Raw genomic sequence first — 15,219 nt, 5'->3', positions numbered from 1 at the left:
GCATAGAACCGGAGAGGAATCGCGATGAAACTGGCAAGCCTGAAACAGGGCCGCGACGGCAGGCTCGTGGTCGTGTCGACCGATCTCGCCTGGTATGCCGATGCCGGCCATATCGTCCCGACCCTGCAGGCCGCGCTGGACGACTGGGACCGGATCGCACCCGCGCTGGAGAACCTGTCGACCGATCTCGATCACGCGGTGATCCCGCGCGAACGGTTCCACGAGCATGACGCGGCGGCGCCCCTGCCGCGCGCCTATCAATGGGCGGACGGCTCCGCCTATGTGAACCATGTCGCGCTCGTCCGGCAGGCGCGCGGGGCGGCGATGCCCGATACGTTCTGGCACGATCCGCTGATGTATCAGGGCGGGTCGGACGGGTTCCTGGGGCCGCGCGATCCGATTCCCCTCGCCGACGAGGCGTGGGGCTGCGATCTGGAGGCGGAGGTCGTGGTCGTCACCGGCGACGTGCCGCAGGGCGCGGACCGCGACGCGGCGCTGGCGGCGGTCCGGCTGGTCGGGCTGACCAACGACGTGTCGCTGCGTCACCTGATCCCGGACGAACTGGCCAAGGGCTTCGGCTTCTTCCAATCCAAGCCCGCCAGCGCGTTCTCCCCCGTGTTCGTCACCCCCGACGCGCTGGGCGACTGGTGGCGGGACGGCAAGCTGCACCGCCGGCTGATGGTCGACCTGAACGGCAAGCCGCTGGGCCGGGTCGAGGCGGGGGAGGACATGACCTTCGATTTCGGCACGCTGATCGCCCATGCCGCCAGGACGCGGGCGCTGGGCGCGGGCACGATCGTCGGGTCGGGCACCGTGTCCAATCGCGGCACCGACGGCGGGCCGGGCAAGCCGGTGGCGGACGGCGGCGTCGGCTATTCCTGCCTTGCCGAGGCGCGGACGGTGGAGACGCTGGCCGGCGGCACCGCGACCACGCCGTTCCTGACCAAGGGCGATACGGTGCGGATCTGGGCGGAGAACGATCGCCACCACCCGATCTTTGGCGTGATCGAGCAGGTGGTGGGCGGCTGACCGCCCCGGTCAGCGCCCCAGCGCGATGCGCCCCGCATAATCGATCGCGGACAGCAGCGCGCGGGGCGCCCCCGGCAGCGCGCGGACGCCGGTCAGCGCCCCTGCCACCAGCGTATGCCCGACCAGCCACGGCACCATCACCACCGTGGCCAGCGCCAGCACCGGTACGCCCACGACGAAGCGCGATGCCGCGCCGGACGATGGCCGTGGCGGCGTGCGGACGATGGAGAAGCCCGCCGGCGGCGCGGTGGTTTCGGCAGCGACGATCGGACCCATGTACATGGTGCGGTATCCCTTGTTGATACCGGCGACCCTGCGACGAAAGCGGTTAACGACGGGTTAGGTCGGCCGCCGCCCGCACAGAAGTCGCTTGAAATTTTATAACAACGTCGCGAAAGGTGGCGCGGCGTACGGGAACAACCCGATGCCGATCCGTGGAGAGAGTCTTGGCTGAACAGCCTCGCACCAATTTGCCGCCCCTGTCGCTGCATGTCCCCGAACCCCGGTTCCGGCCGGGCGATCCGGTCGACTTCGCGGTGGTGGAGGTGCCGCCCGCCGGCGCCGCCCGCCGCCCCGACACCGCCGAGCCGGCCCGCGACTTCACCGATCTGTCCTACGGCCTGGTCCGCGTCCTCGACGACGATCACCGCGCGGTCGGGGCATGGGACCCACGGCTGTCGCCCGATCGCCTGCGCCGGATGCTGCGCCACATGGCGTTGCTGCGCGCGTTCGACGAGCGGATGTTCCGCGCGCAGCGTCAGGGCAAGACCAGCTTCTACATGAAGGCGACGGGTGAGGAGGCGGTGTCGGTCGCCGCCGCGCACGCGCTGGATTACGAGGATATGTGCTTCCCCTCCTATCGCCAGCAGGGGCTGTTGATCGCGCGCGACTGGTCGCTGGTCGACATGATGAACCAGATCTATTCGAACAAGGGCGACCGGTTGCAGGGCAAGCAGCTGCCGATCATGTATTCGGCGCGCGAGGCGGGGTTCTTCTCGATCTCCGGCAACCTGACGACGCAATATCCGCAGGCGGTGGGCTGGGCGATGGCCTCCGCCGCCAAGGGCGATACGCGGATCGCGGCGGTGTGGTGCGGCGAAGGCTCCACCGCGGAGGGGGATTTCCATTCCGCCTGCACCTTCGCCGCCGTCTACCGCGCCCCGGTCATCATGAACGTCGTCAACAACCAGTGGGCGATCAGCAGCTTTTCCGGCTTCGCGGGCGCCGAATCGACCACCTTCGCGGCACGCGCGGTGGGCTATGGCATCGCCGGCCTGCGCGTCGACGGCAACGATGCGCTGGCGGTCTATGCCGCCACGCAATGGGCGGCGGAGCGGGCGCGGACCAATCAGGGGCCGACCCTGATCGAGCATTTCACCTATCGCGCCGAAGGCCATTCCACCTCGGACGATCCGACCCAGTACCGATCGGCGGGGGAGCCCAACGCCTGGCCGCTGGGCGATCCGGTCGCGCGGCTGAAGGCGCATCTGATCGCGATCGGCGAGTGGGACGAGGAACGCCACGCCGCGCAGGACCGCGAACTGGCCGAACAGGTGAAGGCCGCGCAGAAGGAGGCGGAGAAGAACGGCATCCTCGGCCACGGCCTGCACCAGCCGCTCGACACGCTGTTCGACGGCGTGTTCGAGGAGATGCCGTGGCACCTGCGCGAGCAGCAGGCGCAGATGATGGCGGAAGAAACCGCGAGTGGCCGGCCATGGGATCGCAAGTGATGACGACGGAGCTGGACGTGGTGAGCGACACGGTAGGCGACGGCGGGGCCGAACCCACCACCCGCATGACGATGATCCAGGCGATCAACTCCGCGCTCGACGTGGTGATGGCGCGCGACCCGGACGTGGTCGTGATGGGCGAGGATGTCGGCTATTTCGGCGGCGTGTTCCGCGCGACCGCGGGGTTGCAGGCGAAATACGGCAAGACGCGGGTGTTCGACACGCCGATCACCGAATGCGGGATCATCGGCGTCGCGGTCGGGATGGGCGCCTACGGCCTGCGGCCGGTGCCGGAAATCCAGTTCGCCGATTACATCTATCCCGCGCTCGACCAGCTCGTCAGCGAGGCGGCGCGGCTGCGCTATCGCTCGGCCGGAGAGTTCATCGCGCCGATGACGGTGCGTTCGCCGTTCGGCGGCGGTATCTTCGGCGGGCAGACGCACAGCCAGAGCCCGGAGGGCATCTTCACCCATGTCTCGGGCGTGAAGACGGTGATCCCGTCCACCCCCTATGACGCCAAGGGGCTGCTGATCGCGGCGATCGAGGATAACGATCCGACGATCTTCTTCGAGCCCAAGCGCATCTACAACGGCCCGTTCAACGGCTATTGGGACAAACCGGCCGAGAACTGGTCGAAGCATCCCGGCGGCGCGGTGCCGGAGGGGTACTACAAGATCGAACTGGGCAAGGCGAAGGTGGTCCGCGCGGGCGAGGCGCTGACGATCCTCGCCTACGGCACGATGGTGCATGTCTGCACCGCCGTGGTCGCCGAACACGGCGTGGATGCCGAGATCATCGATCTGCGCACGCTGGTGCCGCTCGACATCGAGACGATCGAGGCGTCGGTGAAGAAGACCGGCCGCTGCATGATCGTCCACGAGGCGACGCGGACGAGCGGCTTCGGCGCCGAACTGTCGGCGCTGGTGCAGGAGCGGTGCTTCTATCATCTGGAAGCCCCGATCGAGCGGGTGACCGGGTTCGACACGCCCTATCCGCACAGCCTGGAATGGGCATATTTCCCGGGACCGGTCCGGATCGGACAGGCCCTCAAGAAGATCATGAAGGACTCTTGAGCGATGGCGCGTTTCACCTTCCGCCTGCCCGATATCGGTGAAGGCATTGCCGAGGCCGAGATCGTCGCATGGCATGTCGCGGTCGGCGACCGGGTCGAGGAAGACCAGAACATCGCCGACATGATGACCGACAAGGCCACCGTCGAGATGGAATCGCCCGTATCGGGCACCGTCGTCGAACTGGCGGGCGCGGTCGGCGATCAGGTCGCGATCGGCGCGGCGCTGGTGGTGATCGAGACCGACGCCGATGCCGGCACCGATCAGGTGACCGCCGCCCCGCCGAGTGCGGAGCAGGCGGAGGTCGCCGAACAATACGAAGCCGAGAACCCCGGGGTGGAGGAAGTGGTCGAGACGCCGCGTCCGCTCGATCCGCCCGCGGCCCCCGCTGCCCCCGCGACCGCCGACACCCGGCCGGCGGATGCCGCCAGCGAAGGGCCGCGCCCGGCCGCCGGCGATGGCGCGACGGGACGGCCGTCATCCGCCAGCGGTCGTGTGGCCCATGTCCTCGCCTCGCCCGCCGTCCGCGCGCGCGCCGCCGATCTGGGCGTCGACCTCGCCGCGGTGAAGACCGATGGCGACCGGGTGCGCCATGCCGATCTCGACGCCTATCTGCGCTACGGCAGCGGGCAGGGCTATGCCGCGCCGGGCGCGTCGCGCGCGCGGGCGGACGAAGAGGTCCGCGTGATCGGGATGCGTCGCCGCATCGCGGAGAACATGGCCGCGTCCAAGCGCGCGATCCCGCACTTCACCTATGTCGAGGAGATCGACGTCACCGCGCTGGAGGACCTGCGCGCTGACCTGAACGCGCAGCGGGGCGAGCGGCCCAAGCTGACGATGCTGCCGCTGATGATCGTCGCGATCTGCCGCACCCTGCCCGCCTTCCCGATGCTGAACGCGCGCTACGACGACGAGGCGGGGGTGGTGACGCGCCACGGCCGCGTGCATCTGGGCATGGCAACGCAGACCGATGCCGGGCTGACCGTACCGGTGATCCGTGACGCGCAGGACCACAACGTCTGGCAACTGGCGACCGAGATCGGCCGGCTGGCGGCGGCGGCGCGCGCCAACCGGCTGAAGCCCGACGAGATGGGCGGCGGCACGATCACGCTCACCTCGCTGGGGCCGCTCGGCGGGATCGCGACGACCCCGGTCATCAACCGGCCGGAAGTCGCGATCATCGGCCCCAACCGCATCGTCGAACGTCCAGTGTTCCGGCCAGATGGAAGGGGGGGCGACGCCATCGTGCGCGCCAGGCTGATGAACCTGTCGATCAGCTGCGACCACCGCGTCGTCGACGGCTTCGACGCGGCCAGCTACGTGCAGGCGCTGAAGCGGATGCTGGAGACGCCGGTCCTGCTCTTCGCGGACTGACTCGCGATGACGTGAAGCCCCTTCATCCGTCATCGCGAGCGTAGCGAAGCGATCCAGAGCGTCACGCACCGGGCCCTGGATTGCTTCGCTGCGCTCGCAATGACGGATGAGGGCAGGCCGATGTCATCCCGCTCCGGCTACGCAGGTCCGGCAATCATCGCCCTCCGCCGCCGCTGTCCTACACCGCGCCGATAGGATACCCATCCCCCGATGCTCCCTCCATCGAAGGAGCGGCGGGCGAGGGGGGATGTATGGGAAACAGGGCATCGCGGCCGCCTCGGAGCATGATGACGTGAAACCCACCCACCTCCGTCATTGCGAGCGCAGCGAAGCAATCCAGAGCGCCACGAACCAGGCTCTGGATTGCTTCGCTGCGCTCGCAATGACGGCTGGATCAGGCCAATCTGATATTCCCCCGGTTCACGCCGCGCATAGCTGTAGGATGCGACTTTCGTGACTTTCCGGTGTGACTTTCCGACCTCGGGAGCACCCCACTCCCGCCCGATCCCCCACCCCCTGACAGTCCTTCATTGCGGTGCGGCGTGGATTGGCCGATGGCGCGCGGCATGAACCGGGGATTATGGCTGGGCGCCGGCGCCTATATCCTGTGGGGGCTGCTGCCCCTGTACCTCAAGCTGCTGACGGGCGTGCCCGCGGTGCAGGTGCTGGCGCATCGGGTGGTGTGGTCGCTGCTGCTGCTCGCCATCGTGGTCGTGGTGCTGGGCCGGTTGCGGACGGTGCGGGCCGCGGCGCGCGGGCGGACGCTGGCGTTGCTGGGGGCCAGCGCGACGCTGATCGCGATCAACTGGCTGACCTATATCTGGGCGGTGCAGCACGCGCATGTGCTGGAGGCGAGTCTCGGCTATTTCATCAACCCGCTGGTCAACGTCGCGCTGGGCGTCGCGGTGCTGGGCGAACGGGTGTCGCGCGTGCAGCGGGTCGCGGTGGGCATCGCGGCGGCGGGGGTGGCGGTGATGGCACTGTCGGGCGGCGGCGCGATCTGGATATCGCTGGTGCTGGCGGTCAGCTTCGGGCTGTACGGCCTGATCCGCAAGGTGGCGGCGATCGACGCGCTGGGCGGCCTGACGATCGAGACGCTGCTGCTCGCGCCCCTGTCGCTGGTGGTGCTGGGCTGGGCCGGTGCGGCGGGCAACGCCGCCTTCGGGCAGGAGCGGTCGGTCGATCTGCTGCTGATCCTCGCCGGGCCGGTCACCGCGGCGCCCTTGCTGCTGTTCGCGGCGGCGGCGCGGCGGCTGACGCTGGCGACGCTGGGGTTGCTGCAATATCTGGGGCCGACCCTGCAATTCGCCGAGGCCGTGCTGATCTTCGGCGAGCCGCTGCGCCCCGTCCACATGGTCACCTTCGCCGCGATCTGGACGGGGTGCGCGCTTTATGCGTGGGATGCGTGGCGGCAGTCGCGCATGGTGGTGGCGGTCGCGTAAGGGCTGCGACGCGTCGAAGCCGCGCCGTCGGTCGGGCTCGGCAGGGCCGACCCGCCGGCCGGGTCGGGCGATCGGACGGTGCCCGACCAGCGCGGGGCTTGCCCCGCGCCTTCGCCCTTACCGCATCAGCACCAGCTCTTCCGCCATCGACGGATGCAGAGCGACGGTGGCGTCGAAATCGGCCTTGGTCAGCCCGGCCTTCACCGCCACCGCACACGCCTGGATGATTTCCGGCACGTCGGGGCCGATCATGTGGATGCCGACGACGCGGTCGGTCTCCGCGTCGCAGATCATCTTGTAGAGCGCGCGTTCGTTGCGCCCCGCCAGCACGTTCTTCATCGGCCGGAAATCCGACGAATACACCCTGATCGATCCCAGCTTCTCGCGCGCCTGCGCCTCGGTCAGGCCGACGCCGGCGAGCGGCGGATGGCTGAAGACGGCAGCGGGGACGCAGTCGTAATCCACCGTCGTCGGCTTGTTGCCATAAACGGTGTCGGCGAACGCCTGTCCCTCGCGGATGGCGACCGGGGTCAGCTGGATGCGGTTGGTGACGTCGCCGATCGCGTAGATCGACGGGCAGGTCGACTGGTTCCGCGCATCGACCTTCACCGCGCCCAGTTCGTCCAGTTCGACCCCGGCGGATTCCAGCCCCAGCCCGGTGGTATTGGGCCGGCGGCCGGTGGCGAACAGCACGCAGTCGACCACGACGGGTTCGTGGTCGGCCAGATGCACGGTCAGGCAGCCGTCCTCCCCCTTGTCGATCCCCCGGAACGCCGCGTTGAAGCGGAACTCGATCCCCTTCATCGTCGCGATCTGAAGCAACCGGTCGCGGATCTGCGCATCATAGCCGCGCAGCAGTTCCTGACTGCGGTTGGCGAGGATCACATGGCTGCCGAACTGGTGGAAGATGCCGGCGAATTCGTTGGCGATGTAGCCACCCCCCGCGATCAGGATGCGCTTGGGCAGTTCGGGCAAGTGGAACACCTCGTTGGAGGTGATGCCGTGTTCGTGGCCGGGGCATTCCGGGATCGCGGGATGCGCGCCGACCGCGATCAGGATGCGCTCGGCGGTCTTCTCGCTGCCGTCGTCCAGTCGCACGCTGTGCGGGCCGGTGACGACCGCGCGGGCATGGATGATCTCGACGCCGTTATTGTCGAGGGTCTGGGTATAGGCGCCGTTGATTCGGTCGACCTCCGCCATCACGTTGTCGCGCAGCGTCGGCCACGAAAAGCTGCACGGCGAGGGCACGTCCCAGCCGAAATGCTTCGCGTCGCGCAGGTCCTCGGCGAAGTGCGCGCCGTAGACGAGCAGTTTCTTGGGCACGCAGCCACGGATCACGCAGGTGCCGCCGACCCGGTATTCCTCCGCCACCGCGACCCGCGCGCCATGCGCCGCCGCGACCCGGCTGGCGCGGGTACCGCCTGAACCGGCCCCCAGGACGAAGAGGTCGTAGTCGTACTGGGGCATTCGTGATCCTTCCGCTGCGCCTCGCGAGATGGCGCGCGGCGGGCGCGGGGGCAAGGGGGCAGGGCGCTGATGCCATCGACGTGCCCGGTGCGTTGTGGACCGCGATGACCCACAGCAAGCCGCACCTGCCGACCAAGATCTGCATCGTCTGCCAACGCCCGTTCGCCTGGCGCAAGAAATGGGGGCGCGACTGGGAATCGGTGCGGTATTGTTCCGAACGCTGCCGCCGCGCCGGCCCGCCGGATACGGCATAGCCGCAAAAAGGGGCGCCTGCCGGCCGGCAGACGCCCCCCTTGATGGTTCGCGTGGAACCCGTCGATCAGCCGAAGGCGACCGTAGTGTTGCGGCGGCGATAGCGCGTCGCGGCGCCCACCATCGCGAAGCCGACCAGCATCATCGCCCACGTCGCCGGCTCCGGCACCGTGCCGGTCAGTTCGCGGTAGAGCACCGCGGTGCTCTTGCGGTAGCTGGAATTCGCCAGCGTATCGAAGCTGACGTCCCAGCCGATCGCGTCATAGGCGGACAGGTCGAGCGCGGTGACTTCCTGCATCTGGCCACGGCCCGAGGTGGGGTCGAGGATACCCAGCTGCTCGCGACCCGAAGGCGCATCCTTCCAGTGCGACGCCTGCTGACCGTCACCGTTGGCGCGACCCGTGGAGAACAGCGAGGAGCCGAACAACTGCGTCTCGCCGCCATCGATCGAGAAATACTTGTTCGACGGGCTGGTGGACCAGTCGAGTGCGCCATCGCCGCTATAGCGGAACAGATCGAGCGAGTTCATCACCACGAAGTTTTCCAGCAGGCCCGAGGTGATCGTGCCCGCCGCATTGGTGCGGCCATCATAGCTGTCGACGCCCGACACGAAACCAAGCGCATGGCCGATCTCGTGGATCGCCACGCCGACGAAATCGAACGCCGTCGAGGTGATGCCGTCGCGCGGGTCGAAGTCGAACGCGAAGGCGTTGCTGAACGTGATGCTGCCATCGACCGATGCGTAGTTGATCGCATTGCCGTTGACGTCGGTCGTCACGCCGAGCGCCTTCGCGCTTGCCTTGGTCACCGCCAAGGTGGAGTTGTTGACGCCGCCGTCGTTGTCGATCCGCGTGACATTGTCGACATAGCCGTTGTTGGTCCGGTTGATCCCGTTGGTGATCGCCGTGACGGCCCCGGCACCGGGAATGGCGGTGCTGAGCGAGCGGGGTGCCAGATTGTTGACCGCGCTGACATCGAGGGCGCTGGTCATGTCCGTCGCAAGGGCGGCATAGCCCTGGTTCATCGACAGGAGGGAACGGGCGCTGCCGGTCGAACCCAGGACGCCGGTGCCAAGCGTCCGAAATCCGATTTCCAGATTGATCGTCACATCGTCGGTGAATACCGACGACCAGTAGGCGGTGGCGATCTCGAAACCGATCCGGGCCTGCGTGCCGGCGGCGGTGCCACCGGTATCGATCAGATTGAAGCTGACGGCCTGTGCCGGCGATGCCGTCAGTGCCGTGGCACCCAGAGCAAGCCCGAGCAACGTCTGCATGGTCTTCGAACGCATCGCCAAACCCCTGTATTAGGACATCCGCGTTCATCGCGGTTAACCTGTTGTTAATCAGGGTAGGGGGCGCGGTGGTGTCGTCAATCTGAAATATTGCAGTGCGGTACGTTCGACACGGCAGTTTTATTTATCAGAAAACCAGTGACTTGCGGGAACCAAATCAGCCGGACTGCGTGACAGGCCACGCTGGATTTTGTTCCCGCAGTTCACACGATTGTCGTACTTAATTCAGCCCGGCACGACGGATCAGATCGGTCGTCGAGGGATCGAATTCCTGCCCGCCCTGATCGGCGGCCTTGGCCATTTCCTTGCCCAGCTCGACCCCGAATTGGTCGAAACTGTTGATGCCCAGCAGGATGCCGTTCACGAACACCCGCTGTTCGTAGAAGGCGATCAGCGCGCCCAGCGTGCGGGCGTCGAGCACGTCGAGCAGGATCGTCGATGACGGACGATCGCCCGAATAGCTGCGCGCAGGATCGTCCACCTGCTTGCCCTTCATCAGCGCCGCGCCCTGCGCGAACGCGTTGAGCAGCAACTGGCGGTGATGATCCTCGGCCAGCGTGTCCCCTGCCTCAATCACCGCGATGAATTCGACGGGGACCAGATGCGTGCCCTGATGCAGCAACTGGAACACCGCATGCTGCGCATCGGTGCCGACCCCGCCCCAGGTGATCGCGGCGGTCGGGCGACCCACCGGCTGGCCGTCGGCCGTCACCGACTTGCCGTTCGATTCCATCTCCAGCTGCTGGAGATAGGAGGGCAGCAGCCGCAGCCGCTGGTCATAGGCGAACGGCGCGCGCGTTTCGGCGTGGCGGACCTGCGTGTAATAAAGGTCGGCGAAGGCGGCGAGGGCGGGGGCGTTTTCGTGCAGGGCGGCAAGCCGGAAATGGCGGTCCATCTCGGCGGCGCCTTCCAGCAGTTCCTCGAACCGGTCCCAGCCCAGCGCCAGCGCGGCGGGGAAGCCGATCGACGACCAGAGCGAGTAACGTCCGCCGACCCCTTCGGAAAAGGGCAGGACGCGGGTTTCATCGACACCCCATTCCACCGCCTTGTCGGGCGATGCGGTCAGCGCGACGACGCGGCCGTAGGGGTCGTCGACATTGTGTTCGTTCATCCAGGCGATCGCCGAGTTGGCGTTCAGCATCGTCTCGGTCGTGGTGAAGGTCTTCGACGCGATGACGAGCAGGGTGGCGGCGGGGTCGAACCGCTCGAACGCATCCTCCAGCGCGACGCCGTCGACGTTGGAGACGATCGCCACGTCGTAGCGATCGGCCTCACGCCCCAGCGCGTCAACGATCAGGTCGGGGCCCAGGGCGGAGCCGCCGATGCCGACGTGCAGGATGTGGCGGACCGGGCCGAACGCATCCGCCTCGATCGCGTCGATCAGCGCGCGCATCCGCGCCTGGTAGTGGCGGGCACGGGACACGCTTTCCGGATTGCCCTCGCCGCGTTCGGCGGTGTGTTCGACCGGGCGATCCTCGGTCACGTTGACATGCTCGCCCGCGAACATCGCGTCGCGCCGGCCGGCAAGGTCCTTCGCCTTGGCCAGCGCGGCGAACGCGGCCACCGCCTCCCGCGTCAGGTGCGTCTTCGACCAGTCGAAATGCAGGCCGGCGACGTCGAGGCTGAACGTGTCCAGCCGGGCGGGGTCCGCCTCGAACAATTCGGTGAGGCGGGGGGAGGGCAGTGCCTCGATTGCGGTCCAGTCGCTCATGCTCGCATCCTGACAAGAGGGTAATCGTATCGATCCGGTCGTATCCGTCATCCGCCCTATCGCCGCAGGCGGACGGGACAAGTCCCCCGTCCGCACATTTCGTGGATACGGGTGGCTACTCAGGACGCGCGAGCGCGGTTATGGGTCCCTTTGTCATGACACCATCCGATCCCGCGCCCGAAACCGTCCCCGCAACCGCCGCCGCCACCCCCGCCCGGTCGGAGACGGGCGAGACGCTGCGTTTCCTGCTGAAGCTGGCGCTGGTCGTGCTGATCTTCCGCAGCTTTATCCTCGCGCCGTTCTCGATCCCGTCCGAATCGATGCTGCCGCGGCTGTTGATCGGCGACTACCTGTTCGTGTCGAAATGGAACTACGGCTATTCGCGCTGGTCGCTGCCGGGCGGCGTGCCGCTGATCCCCGGGCGCATCTTCGGATCGACCCCGACGCGCGGCGACGTGGTGGTGTTCCGGTCGCCCGGGCCGGAGGATCACGACGTCATCAAGCGGGTGATCGGCCTGCCCGGCGACACCGTCCAGATGCGCGGCGGCCAGCTGGTGCTGAACGGCAAGGCGATCCCGAAACAGCGGATCGCCGATTTCGTGCTGCCGCTGACCCCGAACTTCGACGATCGTCACTGTGATTCCGATTTCCGCGACGTCGCGGCGGGTGTGCCGGTCTGCCGCTATCGCCGGTATCGCGAGACGTTGCCGGGTGGCAAAAGCTATGCCGTGCTCGACCAGCGCGACATTCCCGAAGCCGACGATACCGGCGTCTATACCGTGCCCGCCGGCAACGTGTTCCTGATGGGTGACAATCGCGACGACAGCGCCGACAGCCGCTTCGCCTCGCCGATCGGCATGGGGTATATCCCGATGGAACGGATCGAGGGACGCGCGTTGGTGACGTTCTTCTCGACCGATGGATCGGCGGAATGGCTGAAGCCATGGACCTGGGTGTCGGCCGCCCGGTTCGACCGGATCGGAGAGGGCTTCTGACGACCGTCCGCAGCGCGGGGCTGTCCGACTGGCTGTGCGCGGTATTCGGCACGGTGCCGGATGACATCGCCCCGTTCGAACGGGCGCTGACCCATGGCAGTTCGGCGACCGCGAACTACGAGCGGCTCGAATTTCTGGGCGACCGGGTGCTGGGCCTGCTGGTGGCGGAATGGTTGTGGGAATCCTTCCCGGCTGAACCCGAGGGGCAGTTGTCGAAGCGGTTCAACGCGCTGGTCACCGGCGCGGTCTGCGCGCAGGTGGCGCGCGAGATCGGGGTGCGCGATCACCTGCGCCTCGGCAAGCAGGCGCGCGATGATGGCGCGATCGATAGCGACAATGTGCTGGGCGACGTGATGGAGGCGCTGATCGGCGCCTGGTATCGCGCCGCCGGGCTGGAGGCGGCGCGCATCTTCGTGCGGCGGGTATGGGGTGACCGGGTGCGCCGCGAGGCGAAGGCGCCGCAGCATCCCAAGTCGGCCTTGCAGGAATGGGCGGCGGCGGCGGGGCGACGCGCCCCCGAATATACCGTGATCGACCGGTCCGGCCCCGGCCATGCGCCCCGCTTCACCGTGAAGGTGGCCATCGGCAGCTACGCCTCCGCCGAGGCGAGCGGTAGCAGCAAACAGGAAGCGGAGACCGCTGCGGCGCGGACCCTGCTGGAAAAGGTAAGCAAGTGAGTGATGACATGACCCCGCAGCATTGCGGGCTGATCGCCGTGGTCGGCGCGCCCAATGCGGGCAAATCGACGCTGGTCAACGCGCTGGTCGGGCAGAAGGTGGCGATCGTCAGCCCCAAGGCGCAGACGACGCGGGCGCGCCTGCTGGGCGTGGCGATCGAGGGGGATACGCAGTTGCTGCTGGTCGACACCCCCGGCATCTTCGAACCGCGCCGCCGGTTCGACCGGGCGATGGTGTCGGCCGCCTGGGGGGGGACCGAGGGGGCGGATCTGCTCGCGCTGGTGGTCGACGCCAAGGGCGGGCTGGGCGCCAAGGTGACCGACATCGCCGAAGCGCTGAAGGACCGGACGGAGCCGAAGTACCTGATCCTCAACAAGGTCGACCTCGCCGACAAGGCGAAGCTGTTGCTCCACGCCGAACGGCTGAACGCGCTGGTGCCGTTCGCCGAGACGTGGTTCGTCAGTGCCGCGACCGGCGACGGTCTGCCCGAACTGAAGCGCGCGCTGGCGGCGGCAATGCCGGCGGGGCCGTGGCATTATCCGGAAGATCAGGTGTCCGACGCCACCGAACGCGCGCTGGCCGCGGAGGTGACGCGCGAGCAGATCTACCTCCAGCTACATGCCGAACTGCCCTATGCCAGCGCGGTCGAGACGGAGAAGTTCGAGGAGCGCGCGGACGGATCGGTCGAGATCCACCAGCAGGTGCTGGTCGAACGCCCCACCCAGCGTGCGATCGTGCTGGGCAAGGGCGGCGCGCGCATCAAGGAGATCGGCGCGCGCGCGCGGGCGGAACTGGCGACCGTCCTCGACCGGCCGGTGCATCTGTACCTGCACGTGAAGGTGAAGCCCGGCTGGGACGAGGATCGGCAACTTTACCGCGATATCGGACTCGATTGGGTGGAGTGATTACGTCGTCGCGATCTTGTCCCGAAGGGCGCGCTCCGCCGAATAAGCGGTTTCTGCAAAGGCGCGTGCATCCGCCTCGGTGACGGAGTCCTCACCCAGTCTGCGGATGCTGTTGCGGGCACGTTGCGACGACCGGATGGCGCCGAACAGACCACCGTCGATCACCTTCTTCGCCAGCAGCCATTCGATGTTATCCTTGACGTATCGCTGGTCTATCCACCCGTCATGCTGCGCAGCCAGTTCCACCAGCGCTTCCGCCATGCCGGAATAGGCCTTCATCACCACCTCATAGGGAGTAAGATTTCCGGAAACGTGATCCTGCGACGGCAAGGCGTATTCCGGCGTGGCCAGCGGTACGTCGGCGGTGACGATGGCTTCCTGCCCGGCGTCGATTTCGCCGGAGATCGTGAACTCACCGTATTTCAGCGTGCCGCCGCGCGGGATGATCTTGGCGACGATGCCGCCCTTTATCTCCTTCAGCAGAACGAACATGATGACCAGCGCGGCCAGCGGCCAGGCCACCTGACCACCAAGTTGAAGATAAGGTGCCATCAAGCGTCCATCGTTTGTGAAGGTGCCTGCTATGGCGTCGTCTGCCGGCTCGACAACAAGGTGTTGATCCATTCCGGCACCAATGTGCTGGCCAGGCCCAGTCGGGTCTCGTCGAACAGCCCGCTGCCCGCCGAATGTTCCAGATTCAGTTCCAGCGTCGTCGCGCCGTAATGCGCGGCCAGTTGCACGAACCCCGCCGCCGGATACACCGCGCCGGACGTACCGATCGATACGAACAGGTCGGCCGCCGCCAGCGCCGCCTCGATCCGGGCCATCTGGTACGGCATCTCGCCGAAGAACACGATGTCGGGGCGCAGCGTGCGGGCGCCGCACGCGGGGCAGGGCGTGGCCGGCGGCAGGTCGCCGTCATGCGGCGTGCGGTGTCCACAGGCGGCGCACAACGCCGACCGCAACTCCCCATGCATGTGCAACAGCCGACGCGAGCCGGCCCGCTCGTGCAGGTCGTCGACATTCTGCGTGACGACCAGCAGGTCGCCCGGCCACGCCGCATCCAGCCGCGCCAGCGCGTGGTGCGCGATATTAGGCTCGACCGTCGCCAACGCCGCCCGCCGCGCGTCGTAGAAACGGTGGACCAGCACCGGATCGTCTGCCAGCGCCTGTGGGGTGCAGACCTGTTCAACTGTGTGTTTTTTCGGAACAAGATCAATTTGGACTTGCCCCGCTTAAGTGGAGAGGCATTTGCTCAGCGTGACACGGTTCG

The 15,219-nt window shown here is 67.5% G+C and carries 14 protein-coding genes and 1 pseudogene; 9 read left to right on the top strand and 6 right to left on the bottom strand.

The window, feature by feature from the left end:
- The first annotated feature begins 24 nt into the window (after nucleotides 1-24).
- The gene (locus IFT82_RS19350; protein WP_192129762.1) at nucleotides 25-1,029 is read left to right on the top strand and encodes a fumarylacetoacetate hydrolase family protein; all 1,005 of its coding nucleotides are present in this window, start codon (nucleotides 25-27) and stop codon (nucleotides 1,027-1,029) included.
- 9 nt (nucleotides 1,030-1,038) lie between these two features.
- Here IFT82_RS19350 and IFT82_RS19345 read toward each other — a convergent pair whose 3' ends face one another.
- Nucleotides 1,039-1,311: a hypothetical protein gene (locus IFT82_RS19345; protein WP_192129761.1), complete on the bottom strand. Its 273-nt coding sequence runs from the start codon at nucleotides 1,309-1,311 to the stop codon at nucleotides 1,039-1,041.
- A 164-nt stretch (nucleotides 1,312-1,475) separates the two neighbouring features.
- Here IFT82_RS19345 and IFT82_RS19340 point away from each other — a divergent pair, with 164 nt between their 5' ends.
- The 4 genes from IFT82_RS19340 to rarD all read left to right on the top strand — a co-directional run bounded on the left by IFT82_RS19340 (nucleotide 1,476) and on the right by rarD (nucleotide 6,645).
- Nucleotides 1,476-2,759 carry a 3-methyl-2-oxobutanoate dehydrogenase (2-methylpropanoyl-transferring) subunit alpha gene (locus IFT82_RS19340; RefSeq protein WP_244647006.1) on the top strand — a complete coding sequence of 428 codons (1,284 nt, stop codon included), beginning with the start codon at nucleotides 1,476-1,478 and terminating at the stop codon, nucleotides 2,757-2,759.
- Nucleotides 2,760-2,824: 65 nt separating this feature from the next.
- Nucleotides 2,825-3,832, top strand: a complete 1,008-nt coding sequence (locus IFT82_RS19335; RefSeq protein ID WP_192129779.1) for an alpha-ketoacid dehydrogenase subunit beta — start codon at nucleotides 2,825-2,827, stop codon at nucleotides 3,830-3,832.
- A gap of 3 nt (nucleotides 3,833-3,835) precedes the next feature.
- Nucleotides 3,836-5,203, top strand: coding sequence for a dihydrolipoamide acetyltransferase family protein (locus IFT82_RS19330; RefSeq protein WP_192129760.1), 1,368 nt, complete (start codon nucleotides 3,836-3,838; stop codon nucleotides 5,201-5,203).
- A 566-nt stretch (nucleotides 5,204-5,769) separates the two neighbouring features.
- Nucleotides 5,770-6,645: an EamA family transporter RarD gene (rarD, locus tag IFT82_RS19325; protein ID WP_244647005.1), complete on the top strand. Its 876-nt coding sequence runs from the start codon at nucleotides 5,770-5,772 to the stop codon at nucleotides 6,643-6,645.
- 117 nt (nucleotides 6,646-6,762) lie between these two features.
- Here the strand turns inward: rarD and gorA are convergent, their stop codons facing one another.
- Nucleotides 6,763-8,112, bottom strand: a complete 1,350-nt coding sequence (gene gorA / locus IFT82_RS19320) for a glutathione-disulfide reductase (RefSeq protein ID WP_192129758.1) — start codon at nucleotides 8,110-8,112, stop codon at nucleotides 6,763-6,765.
- Between the two features lie 104 nt (nucleotides 8,113-8,216).
- Between gorA and IFT82_RS19315 the strand changes: the two genes are divergently transcribed.
- Nucleotides 8,217-8,366, top strand: a complete 150-nt coding sequence (locus tag IFT82_RS19315; RefSeq protein ID WP_192129778.1) for a DUF2256 domain-containing protein — start codon at nucleotides 8,217-8,219, stop codon at nucleotides 8,364-8,366.
- Nucleotides 8,367-8,431: 65 nt separating this feature from the next.
- Here the strand turns inward: IFT82_RS19315 and IFT82_RS19310 are convergent, their stop codons facing one another.
- Both IFT82_RS19310 and pgi read right to left on the bottom strand, forming a co-directional pair.
- A complete protein-coding gene (locus IFT82_RS19310) occupies nucleotides 8,432-9,655 on the bottom strand; it encodes an NF038122 family metalloprotease (RefSeq protein WP_244647004.1) in 1,224 nt (407 codons plus the stop codon).
- A 223-nt stretch (nucleotides 9,656-9,878) separates the two neighbouring features.
- A complete protein-coding gene (pgi, locus tag IFT82_RS19305) occupies nucleotides 9,879-11,369 on the bottom strand; it encodes a glucose-6-phosphate isomerase (protein WP_192129757.1) in 1,491 nt (496 codons plus the stop codon).
- A gap of 155 nt (nucleotides 11,370-11,524) precedes the next feature.
- Between pgi and lepB the strand changes: the two genes are divergently transcribed.
- Genes lepB through era form a run of 3 tightly spaced genes read left to right on the top strand, consistent with a single transcriptional unit; the run spans nucleotide 11,525 to nucleotide 13,946 of the window.
- Nucleotides 11,525-12,364 (top strand): signal peptidase I, encoded by an 840-nt coding sequence (gene lepB / locus IFT82_RS19300; protein WP_192129756.1) that lies wholly within the window; start codon nucleotides 11,525-11,527, stop codon nucleotides 12,362-12,364.
- The gene (rnc, locus tag IFT82_RS19295) at nucleotides 12,301-13,041 is read left to right on the top strand and encodes a ribonuclease III (RefSeq protein ID WP_244647003.1); all 741 of its coding nucleotides are present in this window, start codon (nucleotides 12,301-12,303) and stop codon (nucleotides 13,039-13,041) included. The genes lepB and rnc overlap by 64 nt, the downstream gene beginning before the upstream one ends.
- An 8-nt stretch (nucleotides 13,042-13,049) precedes the next feature.
- Entirely contained in the window at nucleotides 13,050-13,946 is an 897-nt protein-coding gene (gene era / locus IFT82_RS19290; protein WP_192129755.1) for a GTPase Era, read from the top strand.
- Here era and IFT82_RS19285 read toward each other — a convergent pair whose 3' ends face one another.
- Both IFT82_RS19285 and IFT82_RS19280 read right to left on the bottom strand, forming a co-directional pair.
- A complete protein-coding gene (locus tag IFT82_RS19285) occupies nucleotides 13,947-14,570 on the bottom strand; it encodes a hypothetical protein (RefSeq protein WP_192129754.1) in 624 nt (207 codons plus the stop codon). It lies immediately after the preceding gene.
- Nucleotides 14,528-15,145, bottom strand: a pseudogene (locus IFT82_RS19280) (Sir2 family NAD-dependent protein deacetylase); the annotation flags it as partial. The pseudogene IFT82_RS19280 and the gene IFT82_RS19285, both read right to left, overlap by 43 nt.
- Nucleotides 15,146-15,219 lie beyond the last annotated feature (74 nt).

It is taken from the genome of Sphingomonas sp. CFBP 8760 (assembly GCF_014841615.1).
Classification (GTDB): domain Bacteria; phylum Pseudomonadota; class Alphaproteobacteria; order Sphingomonadales; family Sphingomonadaceae; genus Sphingomonas.
Note: the sequence above shows the minus strand (reverse complement) of the source record. Positions and strands in the feature narration are given on the sequence as shown.

Coding starts and splice junctions, on each gene's coding strand:
- IFT82_RS19350 (WP_192129762.1), top strand. CDS start 25: ATGAAACTGGCAAGCCTGAAACAGGGCCGCGACGGCAGGCTCGTGGTC.
- IFT82_RS19345 (WP_192129761.1), bottom strand. CDS start 1,311: ATGTACATGGGTCCGATCGTCGCTGCCGAAACCACCGCGCCGCCGGCG.
- IFT82_RS19335 (WP_192129779.1), top strand. CDS start 2,825: ATGACGATGATCCAGGCGATCAACTCCGCGCTCGACGTGGTGATGGCG.
- IFT82_RS19330 (WP_192129760.1), top strand. CDS start 3,836: ATGGCGCGTTTCACCTTCCGCCTGCCCGATATCGGTGAAGGCATTGCC.
- rarD (WP_244647005.1), top strand. CDS start 5,770: ATGAACCGGGGATTATGGCTGGGCGCCGGCGCCTATATCCTGTGGGGG.
- gorA (WP_192129758.1), bottom strand. CDS start 8,112: ATGCCCCAGTACGACTACGACCTCTTCGTCCTGGGGGCCGGTTCAGGC.
- IFT82_RS19315 (WP_192129778.1), top strand. CDS start 8,217: ATGACCCACAGCAAGCCGCACCTGCCGACCAAGATCTGCATCGTCTGC.
- IFT82_RS19310 (WP_244647004.1), bottom strand. CDS start 9,655: ATGCGTTCGAAGACCATGCAGACGTTGCTCGGGCTTGCTCTGGGTGCC.
- pgi (WP_192129757.1), bottom strand. CDS start 11,369: ATGAGCGACTGGACCGCAATCGAGGCACTGCCCTCCCCCCGCCTCACC.
- lepB (WP_192129756.1), top strand. CDS start 11,525: ATGACACCATCCGATCCCGCGCCCGAAACCGTCCCCGCAACCGCCGCC.
- rnc (WP_244647003.1), top strand. CDS start 12,301: ATGGCTGAAGCCATGGACCTGGGTGTCGGCCGCCCGGTTCGACCGGAT.
- era (WP_192129755.1), top strand. CDS start 13,050: ATGACCCCGCAGCATTGCGGGCTGATCGCCGTGGTCGGCGCGCCCAAT.
- IFT82_RS19285 (WP_192129754.1), bottom strand. CDS start 14,570: ATGGATCAACACCTTGTTGTCGAGCCGGCAGACGACGCCATAGCAGGC.